The sequence below is a fragment of the Vibrio metoecus genome (genome assembly GCF_009665255.1).
In the GTDB taxonomy this organism is placed as follows: Bacteria; Pseudomonadota; Gammaproteobacteria; order Enterobacterales; family Vibrionaceae; genus Vibrio; species Vibrio metoecus_B.
On record NZ_CP035687.1, the window covers coordinates 251,318 to 268,051 of the forward strand.

The 16,734-nt window shown below is 47.7% G+C and carries 15 protein-coding genes; 12 read left to right on the forward strand and 3 right to left on the reverse strand.

Translation table 11 applies throughout. The features are described 5' to 3' along the window. The first annotated feature begins 101 nt into the window (after nucleotides 1-101). The 6 genes from napF to EPB59_RS14730 all read left to right on the forward strand — a co-directional run bounded on the left by napF (nucleotide 102) and on the right by EPB59_RS14730 (nucleotide 4,746). Entirely contained in the window at nucleotides 102-596 is a 495-nt protein-coding gene (gene napF / locus EPB59_RS14705) for a ferredoxin-type protein NapF (protein ID WP_055049929.1), read from the forward strand. 26 nt (nucleotides 597-622) lie between these two features. Beyond that, complete coding sequence (locus tag EPB59_RS14710) at nucleotides 623-901, forward strand: chaperone NapD (protein WP_055033640.1); 279 nt, start codon at nucleotides 623-625, stop codon at nucleotides 899-901. Between the two features lie 100 nt (nucleotides 902-1,001). Further along, entirely contained in the window at nucleotides 1,002-3,491 is a 2,490-nt protein-coding gene (gene napA / locus EPB59_RS14715) for a periplasmic nitrate reductase subunit alpha (RefSeq protein WP_055049930.1), read from the forward strand. A 66-nt stretch (nucleotides 3,492-3,557) separates the two neighbouring features. Then, entirely contained in the window at nucleotides 3,558-4,013 is a 456-nt protein-coding gene (locus EPB59_RS14720) for a nitrate reductase cytochrome c-type subunit (protein ID WP_002045214.1), read from the forward strand. A 17-nt stretch (nucleotides 4,014-4,030) separates the two neighbouring features. Continuing rightward, nucleotides 4,031-4,606: a NapC/NirT family cytochrome c gene (locus EPB59_RS14725; protein WP_000670282.1), complete on the forward strand. Its 576-nt coding sequence runs from the start codon at nucleotides 4,031-4,033 to the stop codon at nucleotides 4,604-4,606. An 11-nt stretch (nucleotides 4,607-4,617) separates the two neighbouring features. Beyond that, nucleotides 4,618-4,746 (forward strand): TIGR02808 family protein, encoded by a 129-nt coding sequence (locus EPB59_RS14730; RefSeq protein ID WP_000105479.1) that lies wholly within the window; start codon nucleotides 4,618-4,620, stop codon nucleotides 4,744-4,746. Nucleotides 4,747-4,847: 101 nt separating this feature from the next. Here EPB59_RS14730 and EPB59_RS14735 read toward each other — a convergent pair whose 3' ends face one another. After that, a complete protein-coding gene (locus EPB59_RS14735) occupies nucleotides 4,848-6,125 on the reverse strand; it encodes an HD-GYP domain-containing protein (protein WP_154173505.1) in 1,278 nt (425 codons plus the stop codon). A 308-nt stretch (nucleotides 6,126-6,433) separates the two neighbouring features. On the opposite strand from EPB59_RS14735, the gene EPB59_RS14740 reads away from it, so the two are divergent. From EPB59_RS14740 to fbpC, 6 genes are all read left to right on the forward strand, one after another. Continuing rightward, complete coding sequence (locus EPB59_RS14740) at nucleotides 6,434-7,060, forward strand: response regulator transcription factor (RefSeq protein WP_154173507.1); 627 nt, start codon at nucleotides 6,434-6,436, stop codon at nucleotides 7,058-7,060. 2 nt (nucleotides 7,061-7,062) lie between these two features. Continuing rightward, the gene (gene uhpB, locus EPB59_RS14745) at nucleotides 7,063-8,646 is read left to right on the forward strand and encodes a signal transduction histidine-protein kinase/phosphatase UhpB (RefSeq protein ID WP_154173509.1); all 1,584 of its coding nucleotides are present in this window, start codon (nucleotides 7,063-7,065) and stop codon (nucleotides 8,644-8,646) included. A 67-nt stretch (nucleotides 8,647-8,713) separates the two neighbouring features. After that, entirely contained in the window at nucleotides 8,714-10,024 is a 1,311-nt protein-coding gene (gene uhpC, locus EPB59_RS14750) for an MFS transporter family glucose-6-phosphate receptor UhpC (protein ID WP_154173511.1), read from the forward strand. Nucleotides 10,025-10,136: 112 nt separating this feature from the next. Beyond that, on the forward strand, nucleotides 10,137-11,171 hold the full coding sequence (locus EPB59_RS14755) for an ABC transporter substrate-binding protein (RefSeq protein ID WP_154173513.1): 1,035 nt from the start codon (nucleotides 10,137-10,139) through the stop codon (nucleotides 11,169-11,171). Nucleotides 11,172-11,280: 109 nt separating this feature from the next. Further along, nucleotides 11,281-13,377 carry an ABC transporter permease gene (locus EPB59_RS14760; protein WP_195707162.1) on the forward strand — a complete coding sequence of 699 codons (2,097 nt, stop codon included), beginning with the start codon at nucleotides 11,281-11,283 and terminating at the stop codon, nucleotides 13,375-13,377. Nucleotides 13,378-13,388: 11 nt separating this feature from the next. Then, entirely contained in the window at nucleotides 13,389-14,444 is a 1,056-nt protein-coding gene (gene fbpC / locus EPB59_RS14765; protein WP_154173517.1) for a ferric ABC transporter ATP-binding protein, read from the forward strand. Between the two features lie 85 nt (nucleotides 14,445-14,529). Here fbpC and EPB59_RS14770 read toward each other — a convergent pair whose 3' ends face one another. Together EPB59_RS14770 and EPB59_RS14775 are read right to left on the reverse strand one after the other, a co-directional pair. After that, on the reverse strand, nucleotides 14,530-16,305 hold the full coding sequence (locus EPB59_RS14770; protein WP_154173519.1) for a class I poly(R)-hydroxyalkanoic acid synthase: 1,776 nt from the start codon (nucleotides 16,303-16,305) through the stop codon (nucleotides 14,530-14,532). Nucleotides 16,306-16,362: 57 nt separating this feature from the next. Then, nucleotides 16,363-16,710, reverse strand: coding sequence for a phasin family protein (locus EPB59_RS14775; RefSeq protein WP_000287819.1), 348 nt, complete (start codon nucleotides 16,708-16,710; stop codon nucleotides 16,363-16,365). Nucleotides 16,711-16,734: the final 24 nt, after the last annotated feature.

Sequence of the window (16,734 nt, forward strand, 5' to 3'; positions counted from 1 at the left end):
CCACCCCATTTACCTCCTAAGAGGTATTTATACTAATATGTCAAAAACTACAATTTGTGTATCGAAATGTGGCAAGTTGTGAACGGTTTGGGAGAGATGAGATGGTCGATTTAAGTAAACGACGCTGGTTTGCCCCCGCTCGTCAGTTAGACCAGAGCCAAGTCCGACTACCTTGGTTAGCACGTCCACAAACTTTTATCGATGAATGCACCCGTTGTGGTAAATGCGTAGATGCCTGTGAAACCCACATTATTGAAAAAGGTGATGGCGGTTTTCCACGGGTCAATTTTACTGTGGATGAGTGCACATTTTGCTATCAATGCGCTCAAAGCTGCCCTGAACCAATTTTCCTACCACAAGACCAAACCCCTTGGATAGCTGCGGTTGACATCTCCAACCAATGTTTAGCGAATAACCAAGTTGAGTGTCGTTCTTGCCAAGATGCCTGCCCAGAAGAGGCCATTCATTTTGCGCTACAAATTGGTCGCACTGCGAGCCCACAAGTGAACTCGCAAAACTGTTCTGGTTGCGGTGCTTGCGTTCCAGTTTGTCCAAGCAACGCAATGACGGTTCACTATACTCAAAACATCGCTTAGACGGCGTGGATAAATGGGAGAGCAATATGTCACAACCTGTAGCTTCACTGCATGAAGTACACATCTCCAGCTTGGTGGTTCACACCTTGCCAGAGCATCTACTCACCGTAAAACAGCAAGTGAGCGAACTGCGTGACGTGGAAATTTACGGCGAAGATCCGCAAGGCAAACTCGTCGTGGTGATTGAAACCGATCGTCAAGGATTTATCACCGAAACAATTGAACAGATAAATAATCTTCCTAATGTGCTTAACGCTTTTTTGGTTTTCCATCAGGTAGAAACAGCAACAGAAGAAGAACTATAGCCAAACTGCTGAGATAGCCTGTCGCCGATGTCGTGACGGCACTCCGTAGGAAGGAATTATTACACACTGGAAATACCTTTTCTGAACTCGAGGGTAATGTATGAAAATGACCAGACGTGCGTTTGTGAAAGCAAACGCAGCCGCCTCAGCTGCGGCGGTTGCAGGGATCACCCTCCCCGCTTCTGCCACCAACTTGATCGCTAGCTCCGATCAAACCGCTATTCATTGGGACAAAGCGCCTTGTCGTTTTTGTGGTACAGGTTGCTCTGTGCTGGTCGGTACCCAAGATGGTCGCGTTGTCGCCACTCAAGGTGACCCTGAAGCGCCAGTGAACAAAGGCCTTAACTGTATTAAGGGCTACTTCCTCTCAAAAATCATGTACGGCCAAGATCGCTTAAAAACGCCTCTGCTGCGTATGAAAGATGGTCAATACCACAAAGACGGTGAATTCACTCCAGTCTCTTGGGATACCGCATTTGATGTGATGGCTGAAAAATGGAAAGCCTCGCTTAAAGCCAAAGGCCCAACCAGTGTAGGTATGTTCGGTTCTGGTCAGTGGACAGTCATGGAAGGTTATGCCGCGGTGAAACTGATGAAAGCCGGTTTCCGCTCCAACAACATTGACCCGAACGCGCGCCACTGTATGGCTTCTGCGGTAGTAGGCTTCATGCGTACCTTTGGTATTGATGAACCTATGGGCTGTTATGACGACTTTGAACATGCCGATGCTTTTGTGCTTTGGGGTTCAAACATGGCGGAAATGCACCCAGTTCTCTGGACTCGCATCACTGATCGTCGTCTAAGCCATCCTCACGTTAAAGTGAATGTGCTCTCAACGTATTACCACCGTTCATTTGAGTTGGCAGATCACGGCTACATTTTCCACCCACAGTCTGACTTAGCGATTGCCAACTTCATCGCCAACTACATCATTCAAAACGATGCGGTGAACTGGGACTTTGTGAACAAACACACCCACTTCAAACAAGCGGTAACGGATATCGGTTACGGTCTGCGTGACGATGACCCACTGCAGAAAAAGGCGAAAAATCCCAACTCTGGTGATGTCAGCGATATTTCGTTTGAAGAGTACAAAAAATCGGTTGCGCCATACACGGTTGAAAAAGCCTCAGAAATTTCAGGTGTGGCACCGGATAAACTGATCACGCTCGCGAAACAGTATGCCGATCCAAACACCAAAGTAATGTCGCTCTGGACCATGGGTATGAACCAACATACTCGCGGTGTATGGATGCAAAGTTTGGTGTACAACCTGCACCTGCTTACCGGCAAAATCGCTACCCCAGGCAACAGCCCATTCTCACTGACCGGTCAACCCTCAGCCTGTGGTACTGCTCGTGAAGTCGGTACCTTTGCACACCGTTTGCCAGCCGACATGGTGGTGGCTAACCCTAAACACCGTGCGATTGCAGAAAAAGTATGGAAACTGCCTGAAGGTACTATCCCACCTAAACCGGGCTTCCACGCGGTACAGCAAGACCGCATGCTCAAAGATGGCGTACTGAACTGTTACTGGGTGCAATGTAATAACAACATGCAAGCGGGTCCAAACATCAATACTGAGCGTTTACCGGGCTACCGCAACCCTGAAAACTTCATCGTAGTGTCTGATGCTTACCCAACCGTAACGGCGCAAGCGGCTGACCTTGTTCTGCCAACCGCCATGTGGGTAGAAAAAGAAGGGGCTTACGGTAACGCGGAACGCCGTACTCAAGTGTGGTATCAACAAGTTAAAACTGTCGGAGAATCTCACTCAGATTCATGGCAAGTGATTGAGTTTTCAAAACGCTTCAAAGTGGAAGAAGTGTGGCCGGAAGAGTTACTGGCGAAAGCACCGCAATACCGTGGTAAAACCCTGTATGACGTACTGTTCAAAAACGGTCAGGTGGATAAGTTCCCACTGAGCGAAGCGCGTGAACTCAACGATGATGCACACCACTTTGGCTTCTACATCCAGAAAGGGCTGTTTGAAGAGTATGCCGAGTTCGGTCGCGGCCATGGTCACGATTTAGCGCCTTACGATGTTTACCACCAAGTTCGCGGCTTACGTTGGCCGGTTGTCGATGGTAAAGAGACTAAGTGGCGCTTTAAAGAAGGATCTGACCCTTATGCGAAAGCAGGTTCAGGTTGGGACTTCTACGGCAAACCGGATGGTAAAGCGTGGATCATCTCCTCGCCTTACGAAGCACCACCAGAAGTACCGAATGAAGAGTACGATCTGTGGCTCTGTACAGGCCGTGTTCTTGAGCACTGGCATACCGGCACCATGACACGTCGTGTCCCTGAGCTGTATAAAGCGGTGCCAGATGCGCTGTGCTTTATGCACCATGAAGATGCGCAAGCACGCGGTTTACGCCGTGGCGATGAAGTGCTGATCTCCAACTCGCGTGGTGAAGTTCGAGTACGTGTGGAAACTCGCGGTCGTAATAAGCCGCCAAAAGGCTTGGTGTTCGTGCCTTTCTTTGATGCTCGCATTCTGATCAATAAGTTGATCCTCGATGCAACCGACCCACTCTCGAAACAGACTGACTTCAAGAAGTGCCCGGTTAAGATCACCAAAGTCGCGTAACCCTAATTGCACTGGGCTGCCCGTCAGCCCAGACCAAGTATTAAGCCGCAAGGCGGAGAATTTACGATGAAAAAACAACTCATTGCCTTTCTTTCAGTGTTTACTGTGCTGGCAGGTATCGCTCACGCTGAGCTGAACAATCCAGGCGGTATCGGTGGTTTAGAATCACTGCGTGGGGCGAGTGAAATTGAAGCAACTCGCGCTGCAGACCCAATGAAGAAATACCCACGTGAGCAAGCGTTGGACAGTGACTTTGTCTATCAGCCACCACTGATCCCACACAACATTCGCAACTATGAAGTGTCGTTGAATGCGAACAAGTGCCTCTCTTGTCACAGTTGGAAAAATGCCAAAGAGATGGGCGCAACCAAGATCAGCGTGACTCACTTTGTGAATCGTGAAGATGCGGTACTGTCGGATGTTTCTCCACGCCGCTACTTCTGTTTGCAGTGTCACGTCCCTCAAGCGGATGCAAAACCGCTGGTAGAGAACGATTTCGAACGTGTTGATTCACTTCGTTAACCGAAAAGAGGCCATTTATGAAATTTCTGAAAGCGTTTTGGCTTCGTTTGTCTCGTCCAAGTAAAGCCGCCGTGGGTGTGGTTTTACTGATGGGCTTTGTGGGCGGCCTGCTATTTTGGGGCGCCTTCAACACCGGAATGGAAGCGACCAACAGCGAAGAGTTTTGCTCAGGTTGTCACGCGCCGATTGTGGCCGAAATCCAAGAGACGATTCACTATTCAAACCGCTCTGGGGTTCGCGCTATTTGTTCTGACTGCCATGTCCCTCACGAATGGACAGATAAAATTGTGCGTAAAGTGCAAGCGTCCAAAGAACTGGTCGCGCACTTTATCGGCACTATCGATACTCAAGAGAAGTTCCAAGCCCGCCGCGCACATTTGGCGGAACGTGAATGGGCTCGGTTGAAAAAGAACGATTCATTGGAATGTCGAAACTGTCACCAGTTCAACTACATGGATTTTTCAGAGCAAAGTAGCCGCGCAGTGCAACAGCACTCTACGGCATTGGCCTCTGGCGAAAAAACCTGTGTTGACTGCCATAAAGGTATCGCGCATAACCTACCCGACATGCATGGTGTTGAAGGCTGGCAATAAGGAGATCCATTATGAGTACTCTTGAATCGATTTTTTGGCATGTACTGGGTTACAGCGCCATGCCAGTTATTATTCTGGCAGGTTTCCTTGGGGTTGCCGTTGTCTCGATTGGCCTGCTGGCCATGACCAAAGACAAATAGAAAAGACAGAGAGAAAAGTCCGGTGCCTGCACCGGATTTTTTATTCCACATCAGTAGACTGTGTGCCTTCAATCAGCGACTGGGATTGTCACAAATACACACTAATGAACAGACACCCATTCATTGACACTTTCCTGAATAGACAAATCATAAAACGCTTGGTCATTACGCACTATCACTTCAAACACTTGGTTATCAAGGCGTCCACAACTGACTTCGTGAGAAAGAATATTCATCACCTCTTTGAGTGACATTCTCCCACGATAAGGCCGCGCTTGGGTTAACGCTTGAAATACATCGGCCACAGCAATAATCCGAGAAGGCAGATCAATCTCTGAACCTTGCAGCCCTCTAGGATAACCGGAACCATCCAACCGTTCATGATGATTACCCGCCCATTCACAAATCATGGAGTTACCAAACATCATCTGTAAGGTGTAGCGAGAATCGGTAGAGTGACGCTGAATGCACAAATACTCACTTTCATTGAGTTTGCTAGGCTTATGTAAAATATCTTCTGGGGTATGGAGCTTACCAATATCGTGTACTAAGCCTGTGAGGTATAAAGCCTTTTGCATCTCAGGATCCAACCCAAGTTCCTTAGCTAACCGCTGACAAATCTCAGCCACTTTTTGCGAATGGTAGAAAGTGAATTGGCTTTTGGCATCGACGATATTCGCCATCAACATCGCAATCGACATCACATCATCAACTCCGAGCTTCTGCTCAAAGAATGGAATAGATGGTAAGGTCTGCCCTAACGCTTCAACATGCTGATAATCCATGGAGAACCAAATAAACTCCTTCTCCAATAAGTTTTGCATTTCACGGACTAAGTCACGCTCAAACAAGGTGCCACTTAAACGCCCAATCTCTAAGCAAACTTGATTACGCGCCTCTTGGGTTACATTGCCAAATTGATCTTTGGGGTACAATTCTTTGAGGTAATCAATCCGGTCTGATAAAAAAATCAATGCAGCAAAACGTTTATCTCGATCTGCAATATCAATATTTTTCAGATCTTTCCAAGGCGTGTGGTGATACAAGATCGCATCGGCAAACAGAGACAAAGGAGGGCAATGCGAAAGCAGCTCATAACCTCTCACACAGTGTTGACGAACATTATCCGGCTGCATATTTTCAAGCAGATTGTAGAAATCACGCTTCTGGGCTACGCCACAGTCATGGATCAAACCTAAAGAAAAAACTAATTGACACTCCTCCTCACTCCATTCCATCGCTTTGGCGCAGGAATACGCCATATATCCAACACGATGACCATGATTGATATCATCAATACCCACCGAATCTAACGCTCGCGCGATGCAGAAAAATGTTTGTCGTAAATTGACATACCATTGGATTTTTACTGATTTCATTATATGCATCTCGTGCCTAACCGCTCGGTTGTACAACCGCCATATAATAAAAATATAGTAGACCATGGCGAGCTTGCTAAACGAAAGTTTACTTTGGTGTAACGTGCCAGCTCGGTAGTGGTATTGTTTAAAAAATAACAGCGCTGAATGCGCGGTTAAAACCATCCAACCTATTGTTATAAAAGTTATTTTATAAATACCTTGTTATTGATTAGATCATCAATCGTTCTTCGTGCGACATGTCTCAGCCATCCCTGCGTAAAAACATTACACTTTTGTGAATTTGATTTTGCTAGGTGATAAACATCATGATTACCATTGCGCTGGTGGATGACCACACGATTGTTCGTTCGGGTTTCGCTCAGCTACTCAATCTTGAGCAAGATATAAGGGTGCAAGGTGAGTACGAAAGTGCAAAAGAGGCCTTTCATGCCCTTACCCAATCGGAGGTTGATGTTGCTATCATCGATATTTCGATGCCGGATGAAAATGGGCTGAGCCTGCTAGAGCGGTTGCGCCAACATAACCCGCGTTTCAAAGCGATCATCCTCAGTATTTATGATTCTGCTTCATTTGTGAAAAAAGCCTTGGATGCTGGAGCACAAGGTTACCTATCCAAACGATGTGGTCCAAGCGAGCTAGTGAGTGCGATTCGTACCGTTGCCTCTGGCAGACGCTATTTGTGCGCCGATGCCTTGGTCAATTTGAGTAATCCCGATATCAATAATGTGCTTGCCGACCTTACCAAGCGTGAAGTTGAAGTGTTTGATTTATTGGTACAAGGCAAAGAAGTGAAAGAGATCGCGCAAACGCTGTTTCTCAGCCATAAAACCGTTCACGTTCACCGAGCCAACATTTTGAGCAAATTAAACCTAACCAATAACGTGGATGTGATCCGCTTTGCTTTGCAGCACCACCTGCTCGTGGATGGTTAACGATGGCCAAGCTGTTTCCACTGATTTTTGCTTTTGCGCTCTACAGTATTAGCCAATTTAGTCTATGGAATGTCAGCCAATATTTGAGCCACAATCCGCTCCAAGCCTACTTACTTTTCCCCACCGGCTTACGCTTGGCGGTCTATTTGTTAGCACGCCCAACACAGACTTGGGTTTGGTTACTGAGTGACATGCTTTTGGCTGGCGCGATCTTGGTGTTACTTCCAGACCAATCCAGCCCTTTGATGCTGCTGATGCCTTGGGTGGTTTGGCTAGCTGTAGTCATTGCCCGCCGACACTGGCCGAAATTACATTTGTATTGGCAAAAGTTACTGCTGATTGTGGCACTGGTGCTGCTGCACACCATTTTGGTAGGCCTGACTTTTACCTTGTTGGCGAAACCGCTACAAATGGGGGCGGAGACGTTAATTGCCGTGAGTATCGCTTCGCTCACGGGAGGCATTGTACTGACCCCATTTTTGTATCTGGTGGCCGACTATCTCCGTCACCAAACGTGGCATCCGCTTTCTCCACAACTGATTCACCACGATGTGAAACTTAAACCGAAAATGTTGATGTGGAGCTTACTGTTTTTCAGCTTAGGACTGCTGGCGGAGCTGACGTTACTTGAGCAGATGAAGCCGTTTGCCCTATTGATCATCTTGCTCCCGACGATTTTTCTTGCCTATCGTTATGGTTGGCAAGGCGGCGTGTTGGCGAGCAGTTTAAACTGCATTCTGCTAGCGACGGCACGCCAGTTCAGTGGTTCATTCTCTTCGGATCAAGAGCTGCTGATTTTTATGTCGAGCCAAGCTTTTGTCGGGCTTGGATTGGGTATCGCCATTAGCCGCCAGCATCAGCTCGCTTTATTGCTGCAAAAAATGAACACCCGCTTAGCCAAAGAGCTGCGTGAAAAGCAAGATCTCGCGCGCCAGCTTGTTTCTGTGGAAGAGCAGATTCGCAAATCCGTTGCCCGTGAACTGCACGATGAGATTGGCCAAAACATTACCGCGATTCAAATTCAATCCATGCTCGCTGAACGTTTAGCCAGTAATGATCAAGCCAAACAAGCGGCTTCTACTGTGCAGTCACTCGCCATGCGGATTCATCAATCCACACGTCAGCTCTTAAAGCAACTACGCCCGCATATTTTGGATGAACTCGGATTAGAACATGCCATTCGCCAACTGGTGCAAGAAATGCGTTTTGCCGAACAAGGTATGACGGTTCGCCTCAATATGGGGGTCAATCCGCAAAAGCTGGACGATACCACGCGAGTCACTCTGTATCGGATTGTGCAGGAGTTGCTGAACAACATTTCCAAACATGCCAAAGCCACCCGCGTACACATCAGCCTATTTCCGGGAAGTGAAATGGTTTTGGAAGTCAAAGACGATGGCATTGGTTTGCCTACCGACTGGCGGGGGCGTGGGCAAGGCTTAAAAGGATTGAGCGAACGTGTATCTGCACTCGGCGGTCAATTAAAGATGACGTCATCCACTTTCCAAACTGGCACGCGAATAATTGTTAACTTACCCACAAAACGCTCAATAACCAGCGAAAAACTAGGAAATATTCCTAGATGAATACAACTCCTTCCCATGTTTTTCCCACCTCGCTTGATTAGGATGAAACTCAATAAGGACAAGCAATATGAAGATTGTACCTATGGTGCAACCCATTCAGGCAATGGAAATCGATCAGGCTTATCGCCACTGGCGCATTCATTTAATGATTTCCATGTATGTCGGTTATGGCGTGTTCTATCTCACTCGTAAAAGCTTCAATTTTGCGATGCCGCAAATGCTCAGTGAGTTAGGACTCGATTATTCCGATTTGGGTTTTCTCGGTACGCTGTTCTACCTCACTTACGGGGTGTCTAAATTTGTTTCAGGTTTGATGATTGACCGCTCCCGCTCGCCCTATTTCATGGGGTTGGGATTGATGGCCACCGGCATCATCAACATCGCTTTTGGTTTTAGTTCGTCCTTGTTGGCTTTTACCTTGTTATGGACGGCGAACGCTTTTTTTCAAGGCTGGGGCTGGCCTGCGTGTGCCAAGGTGCTCACCCACTGGTATTCACGTAGCGAGCGGGGATTTTGGTGGTCAATTTGGAATACTTGCCACAACTTAAGTGGCGCATTGATCCCCATCGTGATTGGTTTTATCAGCTTAACCTTTGGCTGGCGTTACGGATTCTTGTTTGCCGGCGGAGTTGCGATTTTCGTTGGGCTTTGGCTCTGTTATCGCATCCAAGAGAAGCCAAGCGAAATGGGGTTGCTTTCAGTCGGTGAATGGCGCGGTGATGCACTTGAACTCGAGCACGAAAAAGAAGGCCAAGGTCTCGCCTTCCGCGTCGCGGTTTATCGCTATGTACTGACTAATCGCTACATTTGGCTGTTGTGTGGATCTTACTTGCTGGTGTACGTGGTCAGAATTGGCATTAACGACTGGGGATCGCTTTATCTGGTTGAGCGGCACGCGTACAACATTCTCAGTGCCAATAGCGCAGTAGCCATGTTTGAAGTGGGCGGATTTTTGGGCTCGTTGCTTGGTGGCTGGGGTTCCGACTATTACTTTCGCGGCAACCGTGCCCCGATGAATTTGATTTTTGCGTTAGGCATTTTTGCCTCCGTTGCGGCCTTATGGCTGACACCTATCGATCATTTATGGTTTTTGGCTGGCTGCTTCTTCTGTATCGGATTTTTTGTCTTCGGCCCGCAAATGATGATTGGTATGGCTGCCGCAGAATGCGCAAGGAAAGATTTGGCAGGCACCGCGACCGGGTTCGTTGGCTTATTTAGCTATCTCGGTGCAGCGTTAGCCAGCTACCCCATGTCACTGGCTATTGAAGCATGGGGCTGGGAAGGCTTCTTCTGCCTAATTACTGCGGCAGCAGCCGTGATCAGTTTACAACTGCTGCCCTTTATAAAAGCTCAGCAACCGGTGACGGAAGATGAGTGATAAACATAACCAATCTTTACCATCCAATAACGTAACTGTGCTCCACTTTATGACCTGATGCAGTACCGACCTGACAAGGACACAAGGGAGCATCAACAAGAGGGAAAACCCAATGATTGTTAATGCAAAACGCACGCTGCTGGCACTGAGTGTTCTTGGTTCAATGATGAGTGCGCCGCTGGTTCATGCGGAAGGCCGTTTGGTGGTGTACTGCAGTGCTACCAATGCGATGTGTGAAGCTGGAACCAAAGCGTTCGCTGAAAAATACAATGTGAACACCTCCTTTGTACGCAATGGCTCTGGCAGTACACTTGCAAAAATTGATGCAGAGAAAAACAACCCACGCGCGGATGTTTGGTACGGCGGCACACTTGACCCACAATCACAAGCGGGTGAAATGGACTTGCTCCAAGCTTACCAATCCCCAGAATTGGCCAACATCATGGAAGGTTTCCGTGATCCTGCCAAACGCAAAGGTAACTACTCTTCTGCGGTATACATGGGCATTTTGGGCTTTGGTGTGAACACCGAACGCTTGGCACAAAAAGGCATTCCGATCCCGCGTTGCTGGGCGGATTTGACCAAACCAGAATACAAAGGTGAAATTCAAATCTCCGACCCACAAAGTTCTGGCACTGCTTATACCGCACTCGCAACCTTCATCCAGCTCTGGGATGAACCCACCGCATTTGAGTATTTCAAAAAGCTCGACAAAAACGTCTCTCAATACACCAAATCTGGGGTAACGCCATCACGTAACTCGGCGCGTGGTGAAGTAGCGATTGGTATCGGCTTCCTGCACGACTACTCGCTGGAACAAGCCAAAGGTGCACCGCTGGAACTCATTTCTCCTTGTGAAGGTACTGGTTACGAAATTGGTGGCGTCAGTATTATTAAAGGTGCACGTAACCTTGATAACGCCAAACTGTTTGTTGACTGGGTATTGTCGAAAGAAGGCCAAGAAGTGGCATGGAAACAAGGTGAGTCCTACCAGATCTTGACCAACACCCAAGCGGAACAGTCGCCTAATGCTCTTGATCCGAAAGCACTCAAGCTGATCAATTACGATATGGAAACCTACGGTTCTTCTGATGAGCGTAAGCGTTTGATCACAAAATGGGTTAACGAGATCAAAATGGGTAACTAACCCGAAATCGTAGTCGCACCGCCACTCGGTGGCGGTATTTCTCCCCTGACACTTAACCTGCTCACTGCTTGCGGGCAGGTTAAGTGCGACTCAATAATAAGGTTTGACCATGCATGAGCCTTCTCAAGCGCTGAAACTGACACTCCACCAGCCAGTCAAAACCGATCCGGTTTTTTACTGGCTGGCTGCGGTGCTGTTTAGCTTTATTCTTCTGCCATCCTTTGCTCTGGATTATGGGCTATTTGAATCCACTCCAGATGAATTTTATGCCGCTATGGGTTGGAGTGAGCCAAACATTTCCTGGTTCTGGTTTAGTTTGCCTTTATTGCTGGCTTTTCGGCCTCGGCAAGCTCAGGGACGTCAGTCCACAAACCGCCACTATCTCGACATTGCGTATTCTGACTTCTGTATGCTGGCTATTTTGTTCAGCGCATGGCTAAGCGGCAAAGGATTGGGTTATTCCAGCATCATTCTGTTCACTGCCCTTGGTGCTATTATGACGCTGGCCTTCGCCCGCTTGGAATACCTCGGTGGCGACCATTTTGTCATTGGCTCGCTGATCAGCATCATTCTGCTGATTGTGATTTTTATTGTTTATCCGAGCATCGCCATTTTCCTGCCGATGTTTAAAGATGACATGGGCAACTGGACGGCATGGCAGTTCATGACGATCCTTTCTCAATCTCATACCCTCACCGTCATTTACAACTCGATTGCACTCGGCATTGCGGTAGGTGTTGGTGCAACCTTCTTCGGACTGATTTTTGCCATTTACACCACACGTATTGCTAAACGTTCCGCCTTTATCGCGCGCGTGTTTTCTATTTTACCGATCGTGACACCGCCCTTTATTGTCGGGTTGGGCGTGACTTTAATGCTGGGGCGTTCGGGTTATATCACTGAGTTGATGGTCGATGGGTTTGGTTTACAGAAAACTAACTGGCTGTATGGCTTCACGGGCATTTGGCTCGCACAGGTGCTGGCGTTTGCGCCGATGTCATTCATGATTTTGGATGGCGCACTCAAGTCACTGCATCCTTCGTTGGAAGAGGCTTCCTACACCCTCAAAGCCAACCGCTATCAAACCTTCTTCGGCATTATCATGCCGCTACTTAAACCTGCGTTAGCCAACTCATTTTTGATCATATTCGTGCAATCATTGGCAGACTTCAGTAATCCCTTGGTACTAGGCGGCAGCTTTGATGTGCTCGCGACGCAGATCTATTTCTATATTGCAGGGGCACAACTGGATTACGCTTCAGCCAGTACACTCGGCTCGGTTCTGCTGCTGTTCTCACTCGCGATTTTTGTTGTGCAGTATCTGTGGATCGGCCAGCGTTCCTACGTCACCATTTCTGGTAAAGCCTACCGCGGCGATGTGCAAGAGATGCCCACCTCACTGAAATTGGGCGTCACTGTGACTTTGTATGCGTGGATGATCTTTAACGTTCTGCTCTACGGCAGCATCTTCTTCGGCAGCTTTACGGTGAACTGGGGCGTCGATTACACCCTGACCGTCAAAAACTACCTCAATCTGTTTGGGAATGGTATGTCTGATGGCGCTTGGCCGTCACTGATCACCACCATGATTTATGCAGGAGTGGCCGCTCCGATTACAGCCCTGTTCGGCTTATTGATTGCTTATGTGGTGGTGAGACAGCAGTTCTACGGCAAAAAAGTGATCGAGTTTTCCACCATGCTCTGCTTTGCCGTACCCGGTACAGTGGCAGGCGTTTCCTACATCTTGGCGTTTAACGATGCGCCGATTTATTTAACTGGCACCGCGGCAATTGTGGTGATCTCGATGGTGATGCGAAACGTGCCTGTGGGTATCCGCTCTGGAATCGCCGGCCTTGGTCAGCTCGATAAATCACTGGACGAAGCATCACTGAGCTTACGTGCCAGCTCATTACAAACCATTCGCTACATTATTTTGCCACTGCTGCGCCCCGCGATTCTTTCTACGCTGGTGTACAGCTTTGTGCGGGCGATGACCACAGTCAGTGCGATCATCTTTCTGGTTACACCGGAAACCCGCGTTGCAACATCCTACATTCTGAACCGAGTCGAAGATGGTGAGTACGGCATCGCTATCGCCTACGGTTCCGTGCTGATTGTCGTGATGTTAGCCATCATTTTGTTGTTCGATTTACTGGTCGGTGAAGCTCGCGTTTCTCGTTCCAAAGCCACCAATCAAGATTCTTAGGAGACATCACCGTGGAAAAACAAAACTTTGTTGTACTCAAAAACATCTGCAAACGCTTTGGTAGTAATACCGTGATTGGCAACTTGGATCTTGAGATCAAAAAAGGCAGCTTGGTTACGTTACTTGGCCCTTCCGGTTGTGGGAAAACCACCGTTTTACGTTTGGTGGCTGGCTTAGAAAAACCGACCAGCGGGCAGATTTTTATTGATGGTGAAGACGTCACCGAACGTTCCATCCAACAACGCGATATCTGTATGGTGTTTCAGTCTTATGCACTGTTCCCGCACATGTCTCTGTACGAAAACGTGGCTTATGGCTTGAAAATGCTCAAATTGCCGAGTGAAGAAGTGCGTCAGCGCGTTGATGAGGCACTCAAAATTGTTGATCTCGAAGGGATGGGTGAACGCTATGTTGACCAGATTTCCGGCGGCCAGCAGCAACGTGTTGCCCTTGCCCGGGCTTTGGTGCTCAAACCTAAGGTGCTGCTGTTTGATGAACCGTTGAGTAACTTAGATGCCAACTTGCGCCGCAGCATGCGTGAAACGATTCGCGAACTGCAACAGCGTTTTGATATTACCTCGCTCTACGTGACGCACGATCAGGCAGAAGCCTTTGCGGTATCAGATACCGTTATCGTGATGAAACAGGGCGACATCATGCAAATCGGCACGCCACAAGAGTTGTATAAAGCGCCTAAGTCGATGTTTATGGCAAACTTTATGGGTGAAGCCAACATGTTCCAAGGCCATTTTGACGGGCAGCAGATCCACATTAATGGCTATGCGATTGATGCCGATCTTGAAGTGACGCGGGATAAGCCTACCGGCGAATATCAAATTGGCGTGCGGCCAGAAGCCATTACCTTACATACGCAAGGCAGTGAAAGCCAAGCCTGCCAAATCCTCAAATCTGCGTATATGGGTTCAATGTATGAAGTGACCGTAAAATGGCACGATCAAGAACTGCTGTTACAGCTCAATTCCGCGCAGTTTAATCACGCATTAACTCAGCACGCGTATGTAGTCTTTAACCCTCGTGGCCTATTTTTGCTGCCCTATGCAAAATAGTGATAACACCTTGAGTAAAGCCGTCTCTCTCGACATTTAAACTCAAGTACAACAAGAATAACGCCACCCTAAGGTGGCGTTACTTTTAGGCGTCTTGAATGGGTAAGACCTGTTTTACATACTCACCCGGTGCACTGTACAACACCGGATAGTCGGCATTGCCTAATGGATAAGGTTCAACTTTGCTGCCATCTGCAAAGCCGTTTAACCACTCATTCCAATGCACCCACCATGAACCTTCTCGGTGCAGGGCCGTTTCCAGCCAATCTTCCGCAGAATCATCCAAGGTGTCGTTAACCCAGTAACCATACTTACGTTTGTCAGGATGGTTAACGATTCCCGCAATATGCCCAGATTCACCCAGCACAAAGGTTTTGTTACCACCTGTACGCAATGCGCCGCGGTAAGTGCCTTGCCACAGAGCGATGTGATCTTCTTTGGTAGAAATGAAATAACTCGGCACTTTGATTTTATCTAAATCAATCCAGACACCACCGACTTTTACGCCCTTGTCCTGAACCAACTTGTTCTCAAGATAGAGCTCTCGTAACAAGAAGTTATGGCAAGCACCTGCCACGTTAGTGCTATCGCTGTTCCAGTACAGAAGGTCAAAATCAACCGGACTCTGCCCTTTCAGGTAGTTGTCCACGTAGTAATTCCAGTACAGGCTATTTTCACGGAGCAAACTGAATGTCACGCTGAGTGAGCGGCCATCCATATAGCCTTTGGCATTATTTTGCAGCTCAATGGCTCGAATGATGGTGTCGTTGATGTAGGCTCCCACTTCTCCCGGTTGAGAGAAATCGAGCAAAGTGGTGAAAAAGCTCGCGGTTTTGATGCGTTTTTTCATGCGTTTAGCCGCGTAGTAAGCAATGGTTGTCGCTAATACTGTTCCGCCAATGCAATAACCTGCCGCGTTGATCTGCTCTTGTCCAGTGATCGATTCAATCGCATTCACCGCTTTAACGACGCCCTCTAGCACATAATCTTCAAAATTGAGTTGGGCTTGCGCCGCACCCGGATTGCGCCATGAGATCATAAACACAGAGTGCCCTTGCTCGACTAGCCAGCGCACCATGGAGTTTTTCTCACGCAAATCAAGGATGTAGTATTTGTTGATAAAAGGCGGAACGATCAACAGTGGCGTTACTGCCACTTGCTCAGTCAGAGGTTTGTATTGAATGAGCTCAAACACCTCATTTCTGAACACCACTTCACCCGGCGTGTTGGCCACATCTTCGCCAAGACGGAAAGCATTGTTGTTGGTCATGCGGATTTTGAGAATATCCGCACTGGAAGCCACGTCCTCTTTCAGTTGCTCAAGACCCGCAATCAAGTTTTCACCGTTTTTCTCTAAGGTTAGACGCAGCAACTCTGGGTTCGTCGCAATGAAATTGCTTGGAGAAAGCGCATTGATCATCTGACGTGAGAAGAACAAAATCCGCTCTTTGGATTTCTCATCGAGGCCTTCAATAGCGTTGATGGTATCGAGGTACGTTTTGCTAAACAACAGATAGGATTGTTTGATGAAATTGAAGAAAGGATCTTGCTGCCACGCTTCATGGCTAAAACGCTTGTCTCCTTTTTCGGCTTCCATGATGGATTGAACTTTGGACTCTAGCACCACTTTTTGCCAAATCTGAAGTTGTTGCTCCCACCATTGAGTTTGCAATTTTAACAAGGCAGCCGGTTGGTTGACCGCTTGCTCAAAAAACTTAAGTGAGTCTTCCAGATTCACTTCTTGCATCGCTTTGTTGAGTGGGGAATTTACGGTCGCTTTGCTCTGTTCAACCTCTTTCCACCAACGTTGATTCACTTGTTGTAATTGGACAAGGTAGTCCGTAAAGGCATGTTGGAACATACACTTACTCCTTAAAACAGAAAAAAGCGCCGCCCGAAGGCGGCGCGAAATACAGTGTTACGCAGGGGTCACTGTCTTAAGGTTTTCAGAGGCAAGTTTTTCTACATCATCTTTAAACTCTTTCGCGATGTTTTGCAGTTTTTTGCTGTCATCCATCATTTGCTGAGAGAGCTTGTTCAGTACGCCCAACTGTTGAGAGTTGAACGAAGTTAAGGAAGTCACATCTTTGATCTCACTGGCCGCTTTCATTTGCGCCAAACCCAGATCGCTGTATGTGCGGATAGCATTCAGTTGCAGCTCAGTCAGCACTTCAACATTCTTGGTCACCAGTTTGTTGAACTTGATATACGGTTCGAAGTTTTTCTCTGTCTGATCGCTGAATGTTTTAAAAAATTCCGTGTACATACGTTATCTCCTAGTGAATGATTT

Excerpts from the sequence above, each read along its gene's own strand:
- EPB59_RS14725 (WP_000670282.1), top strand. The coding sequence starts at position 4,031 with ATGAAATTTCTGAAAGCGTTTTGGCTTCGTTTGTCTCGTCCAAGTAAA.
- EPB59_RS14740 (WP_154173507.1), top strand. The coding sequence starts at position 6,434 with ATGATTACCATTGCGCTGGTGGATGACCACACGATTGTTCGTTCGGGT.
- uhpB (WP_154173509.1), top strand. The coding sequence starts at position 7,063 with ATGGCCAAGCTGTTTCCACTGATTTTTGCTTTTGCGCTCTACAGTATT.
- EPB59_RS14770 (WP_154173519.1), bottom strand. The coding sequence starts at position 16,305 with ATGTTCCAACATGCCTTTACGGACTACCTTGTCCAATTACAACAAGTG.
- EPB59_RS14710 (WP_055033640.1), top strand. The coding sequence starts at position 623 with ATGTCACAACCTGTAGCTTCACTGCATGAAGTACACATCTCCAGCTTG.
- napF (WP_055049929.1), top strand. The coding sequence starts at position 102 with ATGGTCGATTTAAGTAAACGACGCTGGTTTGCCCCCGCTCGTCAGTTA.
- EPB59_RS14730 (WP_000105479.1), top strand. The coding sequence starts at position 4,618 with ATGAGTACTCTTGAATCGATTTTTTGGCATGTACTGGGTTACAGCGCC.
- uhpC (WP_154173511.1), top strand. The coding sequence starts at position 8,714 with ATGAAGATTGTACCTATGGTGCAACCCATTCAGGCAATGGAAATCGAT.
- EPB59_RS14760 (WP_195707162.1), top strand. The coding sequence starts at position 11,281 with ATGCATGAGCCTTCTCAAGCGCTGAAACTGACACTCCACCAGCCAGTC.
- EPB59_RS14775 (WP_000287819.1), bottom strand. The coding sequence starts at position 16,710 with ATGTACACGGAATTTTTTAAAACATTCAGCGATCAGACAGAGAAAAAC.
- EPB59_RS14720 (WP_002045214.1), top strand. The coding sequence starts at position 3,558 with ATGAAAAAACAACTCATTGCCTTTCTTTCAGTGTTTACTGTGCTGGCA.
- napA (WP_055049930.1), top strand. The coding sequence starts at position 1,002 with ATGAAAATGACCAGACGTGCGTTTGTGAAAGCAAACGCAGCCGCCTCA.
- EPB59_RS14755 (WP_154173513.1), top strand. The coding sequence starts at position 10,137 with ATGATTGTTAATGCAAAACGCACGCTGCTGGCACTGAGTGTTCTTGGT.
- EPB59_RS14735 (WP_154173505.1), bottom strand. The coding sequence starts at position 6,125 with ATGAAATCAGTAAAAATCCAATGGTATGTCAATTTACGACAAACATTT.